This window comes from Serratia sp. 3ACOL1, assembly GCF_003668775.1.
GTDB lineage: Bacteria > Pseudomonadota > Gammaproteobacteria > Enterobacterales > Enterobacteriaceae > Chania > Chania fonticola.
In genome coordinates this window covers 5634875-5654150 of sequence record NZ_CP033055.1, presented here as the reverse complement: position 1 = coordinate 5654150, position 19276 = coordinate 5634875, and the positions used below count along the sequence as shown (strand labels likewise).

Sequence of the window (19276 nt, the reverse complement as noted above, 5' to 3'; positions counted from 1 at the left end):
CTGACGAATAGTTTTTCACCGTATTATCAAGAGGGGGTCTCTATGATGCATTGTCCACTGTGTGGTAGCGTGGCACACACTCGCTCCAGCCGCTATCTGAGTGAATCGACCAAAGAACGCTATCACCAATGCCGTAACATTAACTGCAGTTGTACCTTTGCCACCCATGAATCCGTGGCCCGGGTCATCGTTTCACCCGGCGACATCATTCCGGCGCAGCCTCATCCACAAGAAGGCAAACAGCGCGCCGCCGCGATGTAATGAAAAAGGGGGGTTACCATCTGGTAATCCCTTGGTTTCACCAGAATAACGATAATCCAACCAGAGGGAATAGATGGTAAGCTTTGGAAAACCGGGTCCTTGAGATGATAGGGAGATCAAATGCAACAGCTGGTCTTGGAACACTGGAGTTTTCATACGCCAAAAACGACACGGCAAATTGTTGTTCCTGATGGCTGTCGGGATCTAATTTTTCTGACTGACAGGAATGGGCAACAGGAGATGAAGATCACTGAGATCGACACCTGTGCCTATGGCGTGGAAAGCGCTGCAGGGGACCATTATGATGGTTTCCGGTTTCGACCAGATTGTGTTATCGATGAGGGCAAATTATTCCATTACCTCAACGCATCCCGATTAACACCAGAGCATCCAACATTACTTTCCATCATTCACGATACCGTTCGTGTGGATACGCAGCTTGCCGAAACATTGCAGTCGTTAAGGCTTGCCAACTCACTGACTCAGGCAAGTCAGGAGTTGGGGATCAGCGTTCGTACTCTGGAACGACTGGTGAAAAACAAAACTGGCAAGAGCCCATTATTCTGGCTTCGTCTATTGCGGATGAGAAGAACTGCATCTGTGCTAACTGCCTGCGATAGTGTCTCCCTGACAGAAATCGCACTGAACAGTGGCTATTGTGACCAATCGCACATGAACAGGGAATTCCAGCATTGGTTAGGGATCACGCCTGCCGCATTCCGTATCAATCCACATTGGCAACAGGCGTTTGGTGAAGGCTACGATTAAGCCATTACAGAACAGATCTCGACAAGGTTATGCTCTGGATCTGCCACATAGCATATCGTTTGCCCCCAGGGCATGTGCTGAATATCTTCGACCAGCACCGCACCGGCATCCAACGCTTTTTTCAGCGCCTTCGACACATCGTCGGTAGTGAAGGCAATTTCAAAAACCGGATGTTTATAATCACTTTTAGCGCTCTTTTTGCCCTGCCCAGCCAGCAGCTCTCTTGAGCAAAATGACAGCCGCGTGGCACCGGTAGCCAATTCTCCCCAGTCCCCGCTTTCATGCAAACAATGGATCTCAAAACCAAAGGCTCGATGATAGAAATCCATCGTTTGTTGCACGTTATCAACATATAAAATCGTATAGGCAAATTGCATTGCAGGCGCTCCATTCAGTGGTCAGTGGCGGTAGTTTCACAAATCCGCCTTCCCGCGTATTGGATAAATCCGACAGACGAATTAACGAGTGTGACCATATCGTCAAACCGCAACGCGCCATGCCCGGCGCACTAAAAAAAGGGGATTACCATGACGGTAATCCCCTTATAACTATTAACTTTTGGATGCAGCGTTAGTTAACGCGGTTCAGACGCTCTTTGATACGAGCAGACTTACCAGTACGTTCACGCAGGTAGTACAGTTTGGCTTGACGAACGGCACCACGACGTTTAACAGTAATGCTGTCGATTACTGGGGAGTGAGTCTGGAATACACGCTCAACACCTTCGCCGTTGGAAATCTTACGAACAGTGAATGCAGAGTGCAGACCGCGGTTACGAATAGCGATAACCACGCCCTCGAATGCCTGCAGACGTTTTTTGGTACCTTCAACGACCCATACCTTCACTTCCACGGAATCACCCGGACGGAATGCAGGTACGTCTTGCTTCATCTGCTCTTGTTCAATTTGCTTAATAATGTTGCTCATAATATGTCTCTTACCCTAGGTAAACTGATATATCGGTCTCGTCGAGACAACGCTCAGACGTTCCCTTCATAGTCCTGTTACTTAGCTCGATGTTCCCGTTGGAACTCGGCCAGCAACACCTCTTGCTCGTCAGTCAGAGCTAGGCTTTCTAGAAGTTCAGGTCTTCTAAGCCAGGTACGGCCCAGCGACTGCTTTAAGCGCCAGCGACGTATCTCGGCATGGTTGCCCGACAGCAGAACTGGCGGAACCTCCATCCCTTCTAACACCTCCGGGCGGGTATAGTGCGGGCAGTCCAGCAATCCCTCAGCGAAAGAATCTTCTTCTGCCGAAGCCTGATGGCCCAGAACACCCGGTATAAAGCGGGCGACCGAATCGATCAGGGTCATTGCCGGTAGTTCACCGCCGCTGAGAACGTAATCGCCGATTGACCATTCTTCGTCAATTTCGGTTTGGATCACGCGCTCGTCTATCCCTTCGTAACGGCCACACACCAGGATCATCTTCTGGTTAGCCGCCAGTTCACGCACACCGGTTTGATCCAGCTTGCGCCCCTGAGGTGACAGATAAATCACCTTTGCTCCCTCGCCTGCCGCTGCTTTTGCTGCATGAATAGCTTCCCGCAAGGGTTGCACCATCATCAACATTCCCGGGCCGCCGCCATAAGGGCGATCGTCCACGGTACGATGCCGGTCGTAGGTGAAGTCACGCGGACTCCAACACTGCACGCTCAGCAGGCCATTTTTTACTGCCCGGCTAGTTACCCCGTAATCGGTGATTGCGCGAAACATCTCAGGAAACAGGCTTACGATACCAATGAACACCAGCCAATCCCCATGTTGTTATTCCACTTGCTTCGACCATTAAATCCGGAGGTCAAAAACCAGGATCCCACTCAGCCTCGATAATCTTGGCGGCGAGATCGACTTTCTTGATAACCTGCCCATGAAGAAACGGGACCAACCGCTCCTTCATACCGAATGCATCTTTCAGGTTTGCCCGCACGACCATTACGTCGTTAGAACCGGTTTCCATCATATCGATGACTTTACCCAGTTCGTATCCGGAAGTGGTGACTACCTGGCAGCCCATAAGGTCTTTCCAGTAGTAATCATCGCCTTCCAGCGGAGGCAACTGCTCTGAATCTACGACAATTTCGCAATTGGTCAGTAAATTCGCTGCATCCCGATCGTCAATGCCTTTGACCTTGATGATCAGATCCTGACTGTGGCGTTTCCAGTCTTCCAACTCGACAAACTGCCACTGACCAGAGCGCTGGATTAACCAGGGCTGATAGTCAAATATGCTTTCGGCGTTCTCGGTGGATGAAAATACTCTGAGCCAACCACGGATGCCGTAAGTAGACCCCATCTTACCGAGTACAATCGGCTGCTTAGGTGCTACCGGTTTGAGTTGCTTGCTCATTGCCACCACCGCGACAGATTAAGCTGCTTTCTTAGCGTCTTTGATCAGCGCGTGAACGCGATCAGAAACGGTAGCACCCAGACCAACCCAGTGCTCAATGCGATCCAGGTCCAGACGCAGTGCTTCAGCCTGACCAGATGCGATTGGGTTGAAGAAACCTACACGCTCGATGAAACGACCATCACGAGCATTGCGGCTGTCGGTCACTACTACTTGATAGAACGGACGCTTTTTAGCGCCGCCACGTGCCAAACGAATTGTTACCATAACATCCTCTTTAGTTAATAAAACAGCCGGGCCCCATTGAGGGACGGGGCCCGGTTGCAATATAAAAAGCCCGAAAATTTTACTCATTTTGGCGCAAAAAGCAATCTAAAGCGTAGATTGCCGGTAATTCGTTTTTGCACCATCACGCTCTCGGACAGGTTTTACCGTGATCGGTAAATCGGCAAACCCGCCACAGCCTTGCTGCGGCGTGGTTTTAACGGCCTGGGAAGCCCGGCGGCATCATACCTTTCATGCCACGCATCATCTTCGCCATTCCGCCTTTTTTCATCTTTTTCATCATGCGCTGCATATCGTCGAATTGTTTTAACAACCGATTAACATCCTGCACCTGCATGCCGGAGCCCATCGCAATACGACGCTTGCGAGAACCCTTGATAATTTCCGGCTTGGCACGCTCTTTCAGCGTCATTGAGTTAATGATCGCCTCCATGCGTACCAGCACTTTGTCATCCATCTGCGATTTGACGTTGTCTGGCAGTTGGCCTGCGCCCGGCAGTTTGCTCAGCATGCTGGCCATACCGCCCATATTACGCATCTGCTTAAGCTGGTCGAGGAAATCGGTCAGATCGAAACCGTCGCCCTTCTTCAGCTTGCTAGCCAGTTTTTCCGCCTGTGCGCGGTCAACCTTGCTTTCGATATCTTCGATCAGCGACAGCACGTCGCCCATGCCGAGAATACGTGAGGCCACGCGATCCGGATGGAATGGCTCCAGCGCGTCGGTTTTCTCGCCCACGCCGAGGAATTTGATCGGCTTGCCGGTAATGTGGCGAATAGACAACGCCGCACCGCCGCGCGCATCACCATCGACCTTGGTCAGCACTACGCCGGTCAACGGCAGCGCTTCGTTAAAGGCCTTGGCGGTGTTGGCCGCATCCTGGCCGGTCATGGCGTCGACCACAAACAGGGTTTCCACCGGCTTGATCGCCGCATGTACCTGTTTGATTTCGTCCATCATCGCTTCGTCTACGTGCAAGCGGCCCGCGGTATCGACGATCAGCACGTCGTAGAACTTCAGCTTGGCCTGTTGCAGCGCACGGTTAACGATGTCGATCGGTTTTTCTTTAACGTCTGACGGGAAAAAGTCGATGCCGACGCCTTCCGCCAGGGTTTCCAACTGCCGGATCGCCGCAGGGCGATAAACGTCGGCAGAAACCACCAAGACTTTTTTCTTCTGCTTTTCTTTCAGGAATTTGCCGAGCTTGGCCACGCTGGTGGTTTTACCCGCACCTTGCAGACCCGCCATCAGCACCACCGCCGGTGGCTGCGCCGCCAGGTTCAGCTCGGTGTTCACTTCGCCCATCGCGGCAATCAGCTCGCTCTTGACGATTTTGACGAATTCCTGGCCCGGCGTCAGGCTTTTGTTAACTTCATGCCCAACCGCGCTCTCTTTTACACGGTTGATGAAGTCACGCACTACCGGCAGCGCAACGTCCGCTTCCAGCAATGCCATACGCACTTCACGCAGGGTTTCTTTAATGTTCTCTTCGGTCAGCCGCCCGCGGCCGCTGATATTGCGCAGGGTGCGCGACAATCGATCGGTTAAATTTTCAAACATCGTCTCATGCTCAACGTAAGAGTCAGGCCGCAGTGGCGACACAATTGCGGCGATTATAACACGTTGCTACAACGATCTCTGCCTCAGCGTTGGAGATTGGTTGGAGTAGGGGCCGCTCAACGTTATACTGGCATTCCAATTAACCATGCCGATGCTAAATAACGCTATGCCAGTATTCTCTCTTGTGGCTTTGATGGCCTACCTGCTAAGCCTTGGACTGATCATTCCCAGTTTGTTGCGGAAGAATAGCGCATACCGTCGGCTGGCGCTGGTCTCGGCCGTAGTGGCGCTGGTCTGCCATGCCATTGCCCTCCAGCAGCGCATTTTTGACGTCAGCGCCGGGCAAAATCTCAGCCTGCTGAACATTGGCTCCATCGTTGGCCTGATTATCTGTTCGGTGATGACTTACGTCGCCTCCCGCGATCGCGGCTGGTTCCTGCTGCCGATCGTCTACAGCTTTGCGATGATCAACCTGGCGTTTGCCAGCTTCCTGCCTGGGGAGTTTATTACCCATCTGGAAGCCAGCCCGGAACTGATGGTGCATATCGGCCTGGCGCTGTTCTCTTACTCCACTCTGATTATTGCCACGCTGTACGCCCTGCAACTCGCCTGGCTTGATTACCTGCTGAAACATAAAAAACTCAGTTTCAGTGCCGATATGCCGCCGCTGATGAGTATTGAGCGTAAGATGTTTCATATCACCCAGATCGGTGTGGTGCTGCTGACGCTGACGCTGTGTACCGGCCTGCTGTATATGGACAACCTGTTTAGCAAAGAGAACGTGCATAAGGCCGTGCTGTCCATCATGGCGTGGTTTGTCTATATCGTGCTGCTGTGGGGCCATTATCACGAAGGCTGGCGTGGCCGCCGCGTGGTCTGGTTCAGCTTTGCCGGCTCTTTTCTGCTTACCATGGCCTACTTCGGGAGCCGCCTGCTCCAGGAGCTGATGATGGTGCGCTAAGTCTGGTCTGGCGCTCCATCGCCCCGCCTAGGCACCCTTCTCACCCAACATAAGGAATACCGCGTTGGAGCACGTTTCGACAGAGACCCTCATTTTCATTTTGGTGATTATGGTCGCGGTCTCCGCTTATTTTTCAGCATCCGAAACCGGCATGATGACGCTCAACCGCTATCGTCTGCGCCACCTGTCCAAACAGGGCAACCGCGCCGCACGCCGGGTAGAGAAGCTGCTGCAAAAGCCTGACCGCCTGATTGGCCTGGTGCTGATTGGCAACAACCTGGTCAATATTCTGGCCTCTGCGCTGGGGACCATCGTCGGGATGCGCCTATATGGCGATATTGGTGTGGCAATCGCCACCGGGGTGCTGACTTTTGTCGTGCTGTTGTTCGCCGAAGTGTTACCCAAAACCTTTGCCGCTCTCTATCCTGAACGAATTGCCTTCCCTAGCAGCTTCCTGCTGGCCCCACTGCAAAAAGTCATGTTCCCGCTGGTGTGGCTGCTCAATGGCATTACCACCCTGGTGCTGCGGATTTTCGGCATCCGCACCAACGTCCGCATCAGCGGCGCGTTGAGTAAAGAGGAGTTGCGCACCATTGTGAACGAGTCCCAGTCGAAGATTTCGCGCCGTAATCAGGACATGCTGATTTCTGTGCTGGATCTGGAGAAGGTGACGGTGGAAGACATCATGGTGCCGCGCAATGAGATTGTCGGGATTGATATCAACGACGACTGGAAGTCGATCATGCGCCAGCTGACACACTCCCCACACGGCCGCATCGTGTTGTACCGCGATTCACTGGACGACTCCATCAGCATGCTGCGCGTACGCGAAGCCTACCGGCTGATGACCGAGAAAAAAGAGTTCAACAAAGAGAACCTGCTGCGGGCGGCTGATGAGATCTACTACGTGCCAGAGGGCACGCCACTGAACGTTCAACTGGTGAAATTCCAGCGCAACAAAGAGAAGGTCGGCATCGTGGTCGATGAGTATGGTGATATTCAGGGGCTGGTGACGGTTGAGGATATTCTCGAAGAAATCGTCGGCGACTTCACCACCTCAATGTCACCTACGCTGGCGGAGGAAGTGAATCCACAGAGCGATGGCTCGGTATTGATCGACGGCAGTGCCAACGTGCGTGAGCTGAACAAGGCCTTCAACTGGACGCTGCCCGCTACCGAGGCCAGAACCATCAACGGCATGCTGCTCGAAGAGCTGGAGGAGATCCCCAGCATCGGGACCAGGGTGCGCATCAGCCACTATGATATCGATATCCTCGACGTGCAGGACAATATGATCAAGCAGGTGCGCGTCACGCCGATTAAATCCTTACAGGCCAGCGTGCAGAACCACTAGATACAAGCCAAAGAAAAAGACGCTTTCGCGTCTTTTTTTCACTGCGTTTTTGCACCGAATCTAGATGTGCAACTCTTGCAGCTTATCTTTCGGCAGTGCCAGCTCTTCGTTATGGTTCACTACCACGCCGTGCTCAAGAATATGCTTGGCGATTTCCTGCGCCTCTTCCAGCGAGTGCATATGGTAGGTACCGCACTGGAACTCATTGAGTTCAGGGATCTTGCGCTGGTCAGTCACCTTCAGCACGTCAGCCATCGCGGCTTGCCAGGCATCGGCCACGCGCTGCTCTTCCGGTACGCCAATCAGGCTCATATAAAAGCCGGTACGGCAGCCCATTGGCGAGATATCGATGATCTCCACGCCGTTACCGTTCAGATGGTCGCGCATGAAGCCAGCGAACAGATGTTCCAAGGTATGGATCCCACGCTCTGGCATCACTTCCAGATTCGGGCGACAGAAACGCAGATCGAATACGGTGATGGTATCCCCATGAGGGGTTTGCATGGTTTTAGCAACGCGGACAGCCGGCGCCGCCATGCGAGTATGATCTACGGTAAAGCTATCCAGCAGTGGCATGTCATCACCTCTTGGTAAAATGAATTTATTTCGAAACTTTTTTCGTACCGATGAAACCTTTTCCAACCCTGCGGGTCTTAATCTATGAAAGACGCGCATTTGTTATCATCATCACTGTTTTCAGAGATGTGTATTTGGCCACAGTGATGTGGCCTTTTTCTTTTTCAGCCCCCGCCGTTTTCCTTCAGGAACTGTTCAAAGCTTAGCGTATCACTGGCTTCTATGTCGCGCTGGCGTTGCCACGAGGCTTGCTGCTCCTGAGCGAGTTGCTCTTCGGTCAGCAGTTCCAACGGCTCCTCTATCAGCATTTTGCGATATTTTTCCGCCAGTTCCAGGCCAACGTTACCGGTGCCTTGCGCTTTCATTTCCTTGAGGATACGGGCCGAGAACGTCAGCTCCGGATCGTCAAACGCCGCCACCAGTTGTTCACACACCTGCTGATATTGTCGATCGCCCGCTTCGCTATCCAACACCTCGGCCACGCGCTTCAAATCGCCAAACAGCGCTTTGCCGACCTTATCCAACGGTTCACGGGTATCGTTACAGCCGATGCCGATGGTCTGGCCTGGCTTACGCCCTTCCAAAATCACCCGGTTCCAGTTTTTACGGGTGCACAGCAACTCATCGCTGCTCATTTCTGGCGCATCCGCCAATACGCACCACACCAGGAACAGATCCAGGAAACGCGCCTGCACCGCATCCACACCGATTGGCGAGAATGGGTTGATGTCCAGCGAGCGCACCTCGATATATTCGATACCGCCGCGTAACAGCGCATCTGACGGCGTCTCACCGCTGTGGGTGACGCGTTTTGGCCGGATCGGGGCATAGAGTTCGTTTTCGATCTGCAACACGTTGCTGTTCAGTTGCAGATAGCGATCGCCCTCTTTCACTCCCAGCTTGGCATAGTCTTCTGAAGGCGTCGCAATAGCGCGTTTCAGACCTTGCACATAGGTTTGCAGATCGTTAAAGGTAATGCCCAGATTGCTCTGCGACTTATTGGTATAGCCCAGATCGCTCAGGCGCAGCGAGGTGGCATAAGGCAAATAGCACATGCCCCGTTCATTGCGCTCAAACGGCAAATCGGTTTCCCGGCCTTTGAGGAACGAGGAACAGATGGCTGGCGATGCCCCGAACAGATATGGGATCACCCAACCAAAGCGGTAGTAGTTGCGGATCAGGCGGAAATATCCCGCAGAGATCTGCTCTTTACCACTCTCTTCATCCTCAACGCCAGCCCACGCCTGCCAAAACTCCAGCGGCAGGGAGAAGTTGTAGTGCACCCCGGAAATGGTTTGCATCAACGCGCCGTAGCGGTTCTTCAACCCTTCCCGGTACAGCGTTTTCATCCGGCCAATATTGGAGGTGCCAAACTGCGCCAGCTCGATATCCTGCTCGGCGTTGATAAAGCATGGCATACTCAGCGGCCACATGCGCTCATCACCCAGATTACGCGCTACGTGACGATGGATGTCACGCAGGAACGTCAGTAAGTGATCGAGGTCATCATCAACCGGTGTAATAAATTCTAACAGCGCCTCGGCAAAGTCCGTAGTGATCCAATGGTGCGTTAATGCCGCCCCCAGTTGTTCTGGATGACCCGTGCTGGCTAGCGTGCCATCCGCGGTTACCCGCAGTGTTTCACGCTCAATACCGCGCCGGATCCCTTTTAATGCATGAGGGTGGGCTTCCAACCAAGAAAGCGCCTGTGATACGTCCGGGATCAAATTGACCTCCCGCTTCTAAAAACGATAGCTGTAAGCATACTGAATCCGCTCCCTAGAGAATATTGAGTTATATTCACTTGGTTAATGCCACCAGGCGATACCCTGCAGCGTAATCATCGTCAAGATGATGTAACGCAACGCTTTTCCGATACACAGAAACAGCGTGACAAAGCCCCATGGCATGCGCAGCCAGCCTGCCAACACGCACAATAAATCGCCCACAACCGGCACCCAACTGAGCAACAGCGCAGCCGGGCCAAAGCGTTGTAACCAACCAAGAGCCGTTTCCAGCCCGCGTTGTGGTTTCAACGCCGGTAACAGGCGCCCGATAATGACGTTGGTCAACCCACCCAGGGTATTTCCCAACGTTGCAGCCAGCACCAGTAAACCTGGTGAAGCGCTGCTGTTGGTCAACAACGCAACCAACACGATCTCTGAATTGCCAGGCAACAGCGTCGCACTAAGGAAGCTGCTGCCAAACAGCGACATGACCGCCAGCGTACTACTCACAGCGTGCGAACGTCTACCACGGCCATATTGGCGCTTCTGGCGGCCTGAATGCCGAATTCGGCATCTTCAAACACCACGCAGTGCTCAGGAGGCACGCCAATCAACTCCGCACAGCGCAGGAAGGTATCCGGCTCCGGCTTGTGGCGTTGAACATCATCAGCCCCGACGATGGCATCAAAGCAGTCGAATAGCCCTAAATGACGCAGCAACATCTCCGCCATCCGGTGCTCACTGCCCGTCCCTACCGCCATGGGACGGCGGCCATGATAAGACTTCACCACCTCAATCAGCGGTAACGGACGCACCGTGTCTAATAGCATGCTTTCTACCGCGCGGGTTTTCTCGGCGGCCAGTTGATGAGGATCAAGATCGGCCTGATGTGCGGCAATCACCGCCTGAGCAATGCGCCAGGTAGGTGAACCGTTCAGCCCTGTCATGGCGGCCGCATCAAACTTCATTCCGTAACGTGCCAACACCTCGTGCCACGCCTTGAGATGCGTTGGCTCGGTGTCCAGAATGGTACCGTCCATGTCGAAGATCAGACCCTGATAGCGATCGTACATCGTGACTCCATGACCATTGAGCAAAGAAAGCTACTTTAGCGTAAAGCCGAAAGGTTGTCGCTGCCAGAGCATGACGGAAAATGCGGTGTAGATAAGAGGTTGCGTAAGACAGAAAACAGAAGGTGGGAACTTAGAAATGAAAAGTAAAAAACCCGCCGAAGCGGGTTTCTCTAAGAAGATGGTGCATCCAGGAGGATTCGAACCTCCGACCGCTCGGTTCGTAGCCGAGTACTCTATCCAGCTGAGCTATGGATGCAATCTAATTTTTGTAGCGAATTTGTTTCGTTCCGTGAAACGTCACTGAAGAATGGTGCATCCAGGAGGATTCGAACCTCCGACCGCTCGGTTCGTAGCCGAGTACTCTATCCAGCTGAGCTATGGATGCACAGGAATTCTTTTTTGATACCGTATGGTATGTCGTTACTACCCCACCATACTGCAAAATATGGTGCATCCAGGAGGATTACTCAGCGTAACCGCTTCGCCCGCAGGGCCGTTGCTAAAGCAACGTTATCCCCCTTTGTGCTACCTTTCAGCTCGCACTCATCTGTGAGATAAACACTCTCAGACAAACACTTAGTAATATGGTGCATCCAGGAGGATTCGAACCTCCGACCGCTCGGTTCGTAGCCGAGTACTCTATCCAGCTGAGCTATGGATGCAAATGGCGGTGAGGCGGGGATTCGAACCCCGGATGCAGCTTTTGACCGCATACTCCCTTAGCAGGGGAGCGCCTTCAGCCTCTCGGCCACCTCACCAGTACGCTTCTTGCGAATCGTGCCTAACTTGCTTTAGAGAAGCTCATCGGCACTGCGTGGCGCACATATTACTTTCGTGGGTTTATAAGTCAAACAATTTTTCCCAACTCTCGCGCGTTTGCACAAATCACAGGCAACATGAGTGATTTCGCGGCAAAAAGAGTGCTTTATCAACAAGAAAATGCCGTGCTACCGCGGATAGGAGTTTGATCGCAGGAGAAAGTTATTGGCAAAAAAATGGGGGGAGATAACAGTTAGTGTGAAAAGAAGGGGGAAAGCGGGTCAAGAAAAGCAAGAAGCGTCTCGTTGTAGAACGAGACGCTACTTAGAAATCAGTAAGTCGTCTGTTGAGACTTCTCGGCCTGGATGCGCTGGTAGATTTCTTCGCGGTGAACAGACACCTCTTTGGGGGCATTCACACCAATACGAACTTGGTTGCCTTTAACCCCTAGCACTGTGACCGTAACCTCATCGCCAATCATGAGGGTTTCACCAACTCGACGAGTCAGAATTAACATTCTTTGCTCCTTGAAAGATTAAAAGAGTCGGGTCTCTCAGTTTCCCCGCCATTATCCATTATATGCAGTGAAAACGTAAGTCAAGAACCCACAATAAATGTAAGCAGACTTGGTGTCACTCCAGATTAAGAATAAGTTTAGCCGACCTGGAAAACTTTGTTCCCGCAATTGTCACTACATTGTGTTAGCACAGTCTAAAAACGCCATAAGCCACAGTGGCTTACGGCGTCAGTAACGCGCCTATTTATTTATATTCACAGTTTCGCGGCCACCCAGGCCTCTACGCTGTTTAATGCCGCAGGCAAGGCGTTGGCATCACTGCCCCCAGCCATTGCCATATCAGGGCGTCCACCGCCCTTGCCGCCAACCTGCTGTGCGATGTTGCCGATCAGCTCGCCGGCCTTAACCCGGTCGGTCAGATCTTTGGTAACACCCGCAATCAGGCTGACTTTGCCTTCTTCCACCGTGGCCAACACGATGATCGCAGAACCCAGTTGATTTTTAAGATCGTCAACCATGGTACGCATGATCTTTGGTTCAACGTTATCCAGCTGGCTGACCAGCAGCTTCACGCCATTGACCAGCTTGGCTTGACTCGACAGCGAAGCACTTTCCTGCGCAGCTTGCTGATCTTTCAGCTGTTGCAGCTCTTTTTCCAGCGCACGAGTACGATCGAGTACCGCACGCACCTTATCAGTCAGGTTATTGCTGTCACCCTTCACCAGGTGAGCAACATCTTGTAACAGGTCACTTTGCTGATGCAAAGTCGCTATCGCCCCTTCGCCCGTCACAGCTTCAATACGACGGATACCCGCTGCGGTACCAGACTCACTCTGAATGCGGAACAGGCCGATGTCACCGGTACGTTTGGCATGCGTACCGCCACACAGTTCGGTAGAGAAATCACCCATAGTCAGCACACGCACGTGATCATCGTACTTCTCGCCGAACAGCGCCATAGCGCCCTTCTCTTTGGCATCATCCAACGCCATCACTTCGGTCTGGACCGACAGGTTACGACGGATCTGCTGGTTAACCAAATCTTCTACCGCGCGGATTTGTTCTGGCTTCATCGCTTCGGAGTGCGAGAAGTCAAAACGCAGGTACTTGTCGTTAACCAACGAGCCTTTTTGCGCTACGTGCTCACCCAGGATCTGGCGCAATGCCGCATGCAGCAGGTGAGTGGCGGAGTGGTTCAGGCGGATACGGTTACGGCGTTCGCTGTCGATTACCGCATCAACGCGGTCATTCAGCTTCAGCGAACCGCTAGCCAGCTTGCCCAGGTGACCGATAGCCTGGCCATATTTCTGCGCATCGCTCACGACGAACTCGCTGCCAGCCGCTTTCAGCAAGCCTTTATCGCCGACCTGGCCACCCGACTCGCCATAGAATGGCGTTTCGTCCAGCACCACCACGGCCTCTTCACCCGCATGGATCTCATCCACCGGCTGACCATCACGGAACAAAGCGGTCACTTTCGCCTGTTGCTCTTCGCGATCGTAACCATTGAACTGGCTTGCGCCGTCAACACGGATCAGGCTGTTGTAGTCCGCACCAAAACCGCTGGACTCACGCGCACGGCGGCGTTGAGCCTCCATAGCTTGCTCAAAACCTTGCTCATCAACCTTAAGGCCACGCTCACGGCAGACGTCTGCGGTCAGATCCACTGGGAAACCGTAGGTATCATACAAACGGAATGCCGTTTCGCCATCCAGGGTATCGCCCTGCAGCTTGGCCAGTTCGTCATCCAGCAGCGCCAAACCGCGCTCCAGCGTACGGGCAAACTGTTCTTCTTCGGATTTCAGTACCTGCTCAACCTGTGCCTGCTGGCGTTTCAGTTCTTCGGCAGCCGGGCCCATCACTTCAATCAACGGAGCAACCAGCTTGTAGAAGAAGGTATCCTTCGCGCCCAACATGTTGCCATGACGGATCGCGCGGCGAATGATACGGCGCAGCACGTAGCCACGGTTTTCATTCGACGGGATCACGCCATCGGCGATCAGGAAGGCACAAGAACGGATATGGTCCGCAATCACGCGCAGCGACTTGTTACCCATATCGGTTGCACCGGTCAGTTTAGCGACGGCGGCAATCAGGGTGGTGAACAGATCGATTTCGTAGTTGGAATTGACATGTTGCAGCACCGCAGCGATACGCTCGAGGCCCATACCGGTATCCACCGAAGGCTTCGGCAGCGGCAGCATGGTGCCATCCGACTGACGGTTGAACTGCATGAACACGATGTTCCAGATCTCGATATAGCGATCGCCATCTTCTTCCGGGCTACCCGGAGGGCCACCCCAGATATGGTCGCCGTGATCGAAGAAGATCTCGGTGCACGGGCCGCATGGGCCGGTGTCGCCCATCTGCCAGAAGTTATCGGAAGCAAAGGCCGCGCCTTTGTTATCGCCGATGCGGATGATACGTTCCGCAGGCACGCCAATCTGTTTTTGCCAGATGTCGAAGGCTTCGTCATCGGTCTCATAGACGGTGACCCACAGCTTTTCTTTCGGCAGGTTGAACCAGTTTTCACCGGTCAGTAGTTCCCACGCGTAGCTGATGGCATCGTGCTTGAAATAGTCACCGAAGCTGAAGTTGCCCAACATCTCAAAGAAAGTATGGTGACGGGCGGTATAGCCGACGTTTTCCAGATCGTTGTGCTTGCCACCGGCACGCACGCAACGCTGTGAAGTGGTGGCACGCGAGTAGGCGCGCTTGTCCAGCCCCAGGAAAACGTCTTTAAATTGGTTCATGCCAGCATTGGTAAACAGCAATGTCGGATCATTGTTAGGTACCAGGGAGCTGCTTGCTACAACCTGGTGGCCTTTACTATGAAAGAAATCGAGAAACGCTTGACGGATCTCAGCGGTGCTCTTGCTCATAATTTTCCCGGAAAGACTAGAATAACGATGCGTGAAAGAGGCTCGACATCCTGACGATATCCTCTGGTTCACGAACTAAATGTGGGGATAAGATAAATTTTCTTCGGGGGGAAGTAAAACGCCGTGTGCATTCATTGCGCAAAATCACGGTAAATCGACTGAATTTCCTCCTGGAAGAAGCCGCGATAGAGCAGATAGCGCAACACCTTGGCCTTCTCTTTCCATTCTACCGGTAACGGATCGCCAAATTTGCGCAACGCGATCTCCCTGGCTTGCTCACACCAGTCAATTTCGCATTCCGCCAGGGCGTCCTGCACTATCTCTTTATCTACGCCCTTTTGCATCAGTTCTGAGCGAATGCGTTGCGCGCCATATCCCTTGCGGCTGCGGCTGGCGATAAAGCTATTGGCGAAACGCCGATCGTCCAGCCAGTTATGCTGGTAGCAATAGCTAATCACCTGTTCAATGATTGCAGGATCGACGGGTTCTTCGGGGGGTTCTGTAGGGGATTTGCTACCGAATCTGGCGTTCGCCATAAATGGCGGCGCCGCAAGTTTGCGGCGCAGTTCGGCTTCACTATGATCGCGTTGGGACAATAGCCGCATCGCACGGCTAATCAACGTATTTTGCTGATTACCTGAAGGCTGGAAGCCTACGTCATTCATATCTGCAAGCCTTGGTGATCGGTATACGCCCTAAGGGGCGTATATCCACTGGCAAAGATTAAAACTCTTCGCTGGTTTCTGCTTCGTTGTCATCGGCTTTCTCGGCACTAGCAGCAGCCGGTTCACCATTGCTGTGCAGCAACAGGTCACGCAGTTTTTTATCCAGTTCCGCAGCAATGGCCGGGTTTTCTTTCAGGAAGTTACAGGCATTGGACTTACCCTGACCGATCTTCTCACCGTTGTAGCTGTACCAGGCACCGGCCTTCTCGATCATTTTGTGTTTCACACCCAGATCGACCAGTTCGCCACGGCTGTTGATCCCTTCGCCATACAGGATCTGGAACTCTGCCTGTTTGAACGGTGCAGCGATTTTGTTCTTCACCACTTTCACGCGGGTTTCGCTGCCGATCACTTCATCACCTTCTTTGATCGCACCGATACGGCGGATATCCAGACGGACAGAAGCGTAGAACTTCAGGGCATTACCCCCGGTGGTGGTTTCCGGGTTACCGAACATCACGCCAATTTTCATACGGATCTGGTTGATGAAGATCAGCAAGGTGTTGGCGTTCTTCAGGTTACCGGCCAATTTACGCATGGCCTGGCTCATCATACGTGCCGCCAGCCCCATATGTGAGTCACCGATTTCGCCTTCGATTTCCGCCTTCGGCGTCAGCGCCGCTACGGAGTCGACGATGATGACGTCAACCGCGCCGGAACGAGTCAGCGCATCACAAATTTCCAGCGCCTGCTCACCGGTATCCGGCTGAGAACACAGCAGGTTGTCGATATCCACGCCCAGTTTCTTGGCGTAGATAGGATCCAGCGCATGTTCGGCATCGATAAACGCACAGGTTTTACCTTCGCGCTGCGCAGCGGCAATAACTTGCAGAGTCAGGGTGGTTTTACCGGAGGATTCCGGGCCATAGATCTCGACGATACGGCCCATTGGCAAGCCGCCTGCGCCCAGTGCGATATCGAGTGACAGCGAGCCGGTGGAGATCGTTTCTACGTCCATGGAGCGGTCTTCACCCAGACGCATGATGGAGCCTTTGCCGAACTGTTTCTCAATCTGGCCCAGTGCTGCAGCTAACGCCTTTTGCTTGTTCTCATCAATAGCCATTTTTGCTCCTTCGTTGCGCAATGTCAGAGTGACTCACATTGCCGCTGAATGTATGTTGTGCAGGAAATTGTCGCTAATTATACTGTATGGTCATACAGTATCAAGCCTAATTTTACAAAAATTCATCAAGCGCCGTTTGCAGCGCAAAAAGGGTTGCCTGCAGGCGCACCGCATCGCGATCGCCGGTAAATTGCATTTTGCGCGCCAGCACCCGGCCGGAACGTTCGGCAAAACCAAACCAGACGGTACCTACTGGTTTTTCCATACTGCCACCATCTGGGCCGGCAATGCCGCTGACCGACAGCGCCAGATCGGCCTTGGCCGCGTGCATCGCGCCCTGCGCCATCTCGCGCACCACTTCCTCACTGACCGCGCCATGAGCCTGCAAGGTCGCTTCCGCCACCCCTAACAATTCGTGCTTTGCCGCGTTGCTGTAAGTGACAAAGCCGCGATCGAAATAGGCCGAGCTGCCGGCGATATCGGTAATTGCCTTGGCAATACCGCCGCCCGTACAGGACTCCGCGCAGCTGATCCAACGCCCATTGGCCTTTAGCCTTTGTCCGACGGCAATACTGAGCTCACGCAACCGCTTCTCACTCATGGCCTCTCCATTAATCAATGGTTTATAAAACTGCAGACATTCCCCAACAGGCTCACAACGTAAAGGGTACTGCTAGACGGGCGCAGCATGCAGCGCCCCTACGGTCGAATATGTGTGTCTTCTGCCAATTCAGCAACATTGTCACTTTGTCAGCAATCAAGGTATATGCGCCTGATGGTAGCATTTATCAAGCCTCTACGGCATTTTACCGGCCGAAATGCCATGCGCTTCGCAGTGCTGCAGTTTTAAGCCGTTGTACTAACTGCTAGTATCGGGGATACGTCCAGCTTGTTGCGGCAAACCCGTTTGCCTCAATCTTCGACCAAAACAGGAAGGCCGAGTGAAAAAAACGTTAGGTGTATTCTTTCCGCTGTATACCACCACCCTGCTGATGCTGTTGGGTTCAGGGTTACTGACCACCTACATTTCCCTGCGGTTAACCTCCATCAACGTCAGTGGCGCCCTGATCGGGGCCATTATCGCCGCCAACTACATCGGCCTAGTGATCGGCGGCAAGGTCGGCCACTTTCTGATTGCTCGCGTAGGGCATATCCGCGCCTATGTCTCCTGCGCCGGGATCATTACCGCAGCGGTGCTGGGCCACGGCCTGACGGAATACATCCCGGTTTGGGTGGTGCTGCGGCTGATTATCGGCCTGTGTATGATGTGTCAGTACATGGTGCTGGAGAGCTGGCTGAACGATCAGTCAGAATCCAATCAGCGCGGCATGGTATTCGGCTTTTATATGGCGGCCTCCTACCTTGGCATGTCGCTGGGGCAGATCGTGCTTATGCTACAAGCCAACCTTGGCATCAGCACGCTGCTGCTCATCGCGCTGTGTTTTTCCCTCTGCCTGGTGCCGATCGCCCTGACAACCCGCACCAATGCCCGGCATATGTCGCCCGCCCCCATGGAGCTACGCTATTTTGTGCATGCTATCCCTAAAGTGTTGGCCACCACGCTGGTGATCGGCATGGTGGTAGGCTCCTTCTACGGGCTGGCGCCGGTATATGCCAGCCAGCAGGCATTAACCACTCAGCAAACCGGTCTGTTTATGGCCATTGCTATCTTTGCCGGGCTGGTGGCGCAGTTTCCGCTGAGCTGGTTGTCAGACCGATACAACCGCACGCTGCTGATGCGGGTTAACGCCCTGCTGCTGGTGATTGCCGCCTTACCACTGGCCCTATTGCCCCATATCGATTTCCCGGTGTTACTGATCGTCGGCTTCATGGTCAGCATGTTGCAGTTCACGCTGTATCCGTTGGCAGTAGCGTTGGCCAACGACATGATTGAGCCAGAACGCCGCGTCTCCCTGGCCGCCTGTCTGCTCATGGCATTTGGCGTGGGGGCCAGCATCGGGCCGCTGGCCGTCGGTGCGCTGATCCAGCCTTTGGGTGGGAATATCCTGTACGTGTTTTTCGCGCTGTGTGGTCTATTGATTATGGCCTGTAGCAGAACGGTCAAACAGGATGAGTCGCAGTTTGTACAGGATGCGCCTGTGCCCCATATCGCCATGCCAGACAGCCTCTCCAGTTCCCCACTTTCCCCGGCATTAAACCCGACGTTCGATGAGCAGACCATTCAAGATACGATGCCAGCACCGGAGGCCGCTCCCGATCCGCTAGTAGAAGCTCAGTTAACGGTGGAACCGCTGCAGGAAGAAGAGCCCGCCCAGCCTCAAGGTGCAGATCCCGAAGAAGACACCGGGCTGAAAAAAGCCTACACCATGCTATAGGTCAGCCAGGCGTGGTCCGCCACGCCTCACCCCAGAATATGAAGGCTTTCTTATACCGCCCCATAAAATCAGTAGCATAACT

20 protein-coding genes and 4 tRNA genes are annotated in these 19276 nt (G+C 53.5%); 5 read left to right on the top strand and 19 right to left on the bottom strand.

Annotated features, from left to right (window positions below; genetic code table 11):
* Positions 1-42 precede the first annotated feature (42 nt).
* Positions 43-261, top strand: coding sequence for an ogr/Delta-like zinc finger family protein (locus D9980_RS25620; protein WP_025120391.1), 219 nt, complete (start codon positions 43-45; stop codon positions 259-261).
* A gap of 120 nt (positions 262-381) precedes the next feature.
* On the top strand, positions 382-1029 hold the full coding sequence (locus D9980_RS25615; RefSeq protein WP_121608804.1) for a helix-turn-helix domain-containing protein: 648 nt from the start codon (positions 382-384) through the stop codon (positions 1027-1029).
* Here D9980_RS25615 and D9980_RS25610 read toward each other — a convergent pair.
* The 6 genes from D9980_RS25610 to ffh all read right to left on the bottom strand — a co-directional run bounded on the left by D9980_RS25610 (position 1026) and on the right by ffh (position 5221).
* Complete coding sequence (locus D9980_RS25610) at positions 1026-1406, bottom strand: VOC family protein (RefSeq protein ID WP_121608803.1); 381 nt, start codon at positions 1404-1406, stop codon at positions 1026-1028. The genes D9980_RS25615 and D9980_RS25610 overlap by 4 nt on opposite strands.
* 193 nt (positions 1407-1599) lie before the next feature.
* Positions 1600-1956 (bottom strand): 50S ribosomal protein L19, encoded by a 357-nt coding sequence (gene rplS / locus D9980_RS25605; RefSeq protein ID WP_024485183.1) that lies wholly within the window; start codon positions 1954-1956, stop codon positions 1600-1602.
* 77 nt (positions 1957-2033) lie between these two features.
* A complete protein-coding gene (gene trmD / locus D9980_RS25600) occupies positions 2034-2777 on the bottom strand; it encodes a tRNA (guanosine(37)-N1)-methyltransferase TrmD (protein WP_021182185.1) in 744 nt (247 codons plus the stop codon).
* Positions 2778-2829: 52 nt separating this feature from the next.
* The gene (gene rimM, locus D9980_RS25595) at positions 2830-3378 is read right to left on the bottom strand and encodes a ribosome maturation factor RimM (protein ID WP_021182184.1); all 549 of its coding nucleotides are present in this window, start codon (positions 3376-3378) and stop codon (positions 2830-2832) included.
* Between the two features lie 18 nt (positions 3379-3396).
* On the bottom strand, positions 3397-3645 hold the full coding sequence (gene rpsP, locus D9980_RS25590) for a 30S ribosomal protein S16 (protein ID WP_004932501.1): 249 nt from the start codon (positions 3643-3645) through the stop codon (positions 3397-3399).
* A gap of 214 nt (positions 3646-3859) precedes the next feature.
* Positions 3860-5221 carry a signal recognition particle protein gene (ffh, locus tag D9980_RS25585; protein ID WP_021182183.1) on the bottom strand — a complete coding sequence of 454 codons (1362 nt, stop codon included), beginning with the start codon at positions 5219-5221 and terminating at the stop codon, positions 3860-3862.
* 166 nt (positions 5222-5387) lie between these two features.
* Here ffh and D9980_RS25580 point away from each other — a divergent pair, with 166 nt between their 5' ends.
* Entirely contained in the window at positions 5388-6182 is a 795-nt protein-coding gene (locus D9980_RS25580) for an inner membrane protein YpjD (protein WP_024530732.1), read from the top strand.
* A 64-nt stretch (positions 6183-6246) separates the two neighbouring features.
* Positions 6247-7536 carry an HlyC/CorC family transporter gene (locus D9980_RS25575; protein ID WP_024485181.1) on the top strand — a complete coding sequence of 430 codons (1290 nt, stop codon included), beginning with the start codon at positions 6247-6249 and terminating at the stop codon, positions 7534-7536.
* A gap of 60 nt (positions 7537-7596) precedes the next feature.
* Here D9980_RS25575 and luxS read toward each other — a convergent pair whose 3' ends face one another.
* The 13 genes from luxS to pncC form a co-directional block, all read right to left on the bottom strand.
* On the bottom strand, positions 7597-8112 hold the full coding sequence (luxS, locus tag D9980_RS25570) for an S-ribosylhomocysteine lyase (protein WP_021182180.1): 516 nt from the start codon (positions 8110-8112) through the stop codon (positions 7597-7599).
* Between the two features lie 164 nt (positions 8113-8276).
* The gene (gene gshA, locus D9980_RS25565; RefSeq protein ID WP_121608802.1) at positions 8277-9839 is read right to left on the bottom strand and encodes a glutamate--cysteine ligase; all 1563 of its coding nucleotides are present in this window, start codon (positions 9837-9839) and stop codon (positions 8277-8279) included.
* 81 nt (positions 9840-9920) lie between these two features.
* Positions 9921-10349, bottom strand: coding sequence for a YqaA family protein (locus tag D9980_RS25560; RefSeq protein WP_039996317.1), 429 nt, complete (start codon positions 10347-10349; stop codon positions 9921-9923).
* Complete coding sequence (yqaB, locus tag D9980_RS25555; RefSeq protein ID WP_121608801.1) at positions 10346-10912, bottom strand: fructose-1-phosphate/6-phosphogluconate phosphatase; 567 nt, start codon at positions 10910-10912, stop codon at positions 10346-10348. The genes D9980_RS25560 and yqaB overlap by 4 nt, the downstream gene beginning before the upstream one ends.
* Before the next feature lie 179 nt (positions 10913-11091).
* A tRNA-Arg gene (locus tag D9980_RS25550) sits at positions 11092-11168 on the bottom strand.
* A 52-nt stretch (positions 11169-11220) separates the two neighbouring features.
* Positions 11221-11297: transfer RNA gene (locus D9980_RS25545), tRNA-Arg, on the bottom strand.
* A gap of 200 nt (positions 11298-11497) precedes the next feature.
* Positions 11498-11574, bottom strand: a tRNA-Arg gene (locus D9980_RS25540).
* Positions 11575-11577: 3 nt separating this feature from the next.
* Positions 11578-11670: transfer RNA gene (locus D9980_RS25535), tRNA-Ser, on the bottom strand.
* 332 nt (positions 11671-12002) lie between these two features.
* Complete coding sequence (gene csrA / locus D9980_RS25530; RefSeq protein ID WP_004091602.1) at positions 12003-12188, bottom strand: carbon storage regulator CsrA; 186 nt, start codon at positions 12186-12188, stop codon at positions 12003-12005.
* A 254-nt stretch (positions 12189-12442) separates the two neighbouring features.
* A complete protein-coding gene (alaS, locus tag D9980_RS25525; RefSeq protein ID WP_121608800.1) occupies positions 12443-15070 on the bottom strand; it encodes an alanine--tRNA ligase in 2628 nt (875 codons plus the stop codon).
* Positions 15071-15201: 131 nt separating this feature from the next.
* Positions 15202-15735 carry a recombination regulator RecX gene (gene recX / locus D9980_RS25520; RefSeq protein WP_121608799.1) on the bottom strand — a complete coding sequence of 178 codons (534 nt, stop codon included), beginning with the start codon at positions 15733-15735 and terminating at the stop codon, positions 15202-15204.
* 58 nt (positions 15736-15793) lie between these two features.
* A complete protein-coding gene (recA, locus tag D9980_RS25515; protein ID WP_065686951.1) occupies positions 15794-16858 on the bottom strand; it encodes a recombinase RecA in 1065 nt (354 codons plus the stop codon).
* A 112-nt stretch (positions 16859-16970) separates the two neighbouring features.
* The gene (pncC, locus tag D9980_RS25510; RefSeq protein WP_024485174.1) at positions 16971-17459 is read right to left on the bottom strand and encodes a nicotinamide-nucleotide amidase; all 489 of its coding nucleotides are present in this window, start codon (positions 17457-17459) and stop codon (positions 16971-16973) included.
* A gap of 340 nt (positions 17460-17799) precedes the next feature.
* Between pncC and D9980_RS25505 the strand changes: the two genes are divergently transcribed.
* A complete protein-coding gene (locus D9980_RS25505) occupies positions 17800-19194 on the top strand; it encodes an MFS transporter (RefSeq protein WP_121608798.1) in 1395 nt (464 codons plus the stop codon).
* Positions 19195-19276 lie beyond the last annotated feature (82 nt).

Coding starts and splice junctions, on each gene's coding strand:
- rpsP (WP_004932501.1), bottom strand. CDS start 3,645: ATGGTAACAATTCGTTTGGCACGTGGCGGCGCTAAAAAGCGTCCGTTC.
- D9980_RS25580 (WP_024530732.1), top strand. CDS start 5,388: ATGCCAGTATTCTCTCTTGTGGCTTTGATGGCCTACCTGCTAAGCCTT.
- alaS (WP_121608800.1), bottom strand. CDS start 15,070: ATGAGCAAGAGCACCGCTGAGATCCGTCAAGCGTTTCTCGATTTCTTT.
- D9980_RS25610 (WP_121608803.1), bottom strand. CDS start 1,406: ATGCAATTTGCCTATACGATTTTATATGTTGATAACGTGCAACAAACG.
- luxS (WP_021182180.1), bottom strand. CDS start 8,112: ATGCCACTGCTGGATAGCTTTACCGTAGATCATACTCGCATGGCGGCG.
- D9980_RS25615 (WP_121608804.1), top strand. CDS start 382: ATGCAACAGCTGGTCTTGGAACACTGGAGTTTTCATACGCCAAAAACG.
- D9980_RS25620 (WP_025120391.1), top strand. CDS start 43: ATGATGCATTGTCCACTGTGTGGTAGCGTGGCACACACTCGCTCCAGC.
- rplS (WP_024485183.1), bottom strand. CDS start 1,956: ATGAGCAACATTATTAAGCAAATTGAACAAGAGCAGATGAAGCAAGAC.
- recA (WP_065686951.1), bottom strand. CDS start 16,858: ATGGCTATTGATGAGAACAAGCAAAAGGCGTTAGCTGCAGCACTGGGC.
- pncC (WP_024485174.1), bottom strand. CDS start 17,459: ATGAGTGAGAAGCGGTTGCGTGAGCTCAGTATTGCCGTCGGACAAAGG.
- csrA (WP_004091602.1), bottom strand. CDS start 12,188: ATGTTAATTCTGACTCGTCGAGTTGGTGAAACCCTCATGATTGGCGAT.
- yqaB (WP_121608801.1), bottom strand. CDS start 10,912: ATGTACGATCGCTATCAGGGTCTGATCTTCGACATGGACGGTACCATT.
- rimM (WP_021182184.1), bottom strand. CDS start 3,378: ATGAGCAAGCAACTCAAACCGGTAGCACCTAAGCAGCCGATTGTACTC.
- ffh (WP_021182183.1), bottom strand. CDS start 5,221: ATGTTTGAAAATTTAACCGATCGATTGTCGCGCACCCTGCGCAATATC.
- recX (WP_121608799.1), bottom strand. CDS start 15,735: ATGAATGACGTAGGCTTCCAGCCTTCAGGTAATCAGCAAAATACGTTG.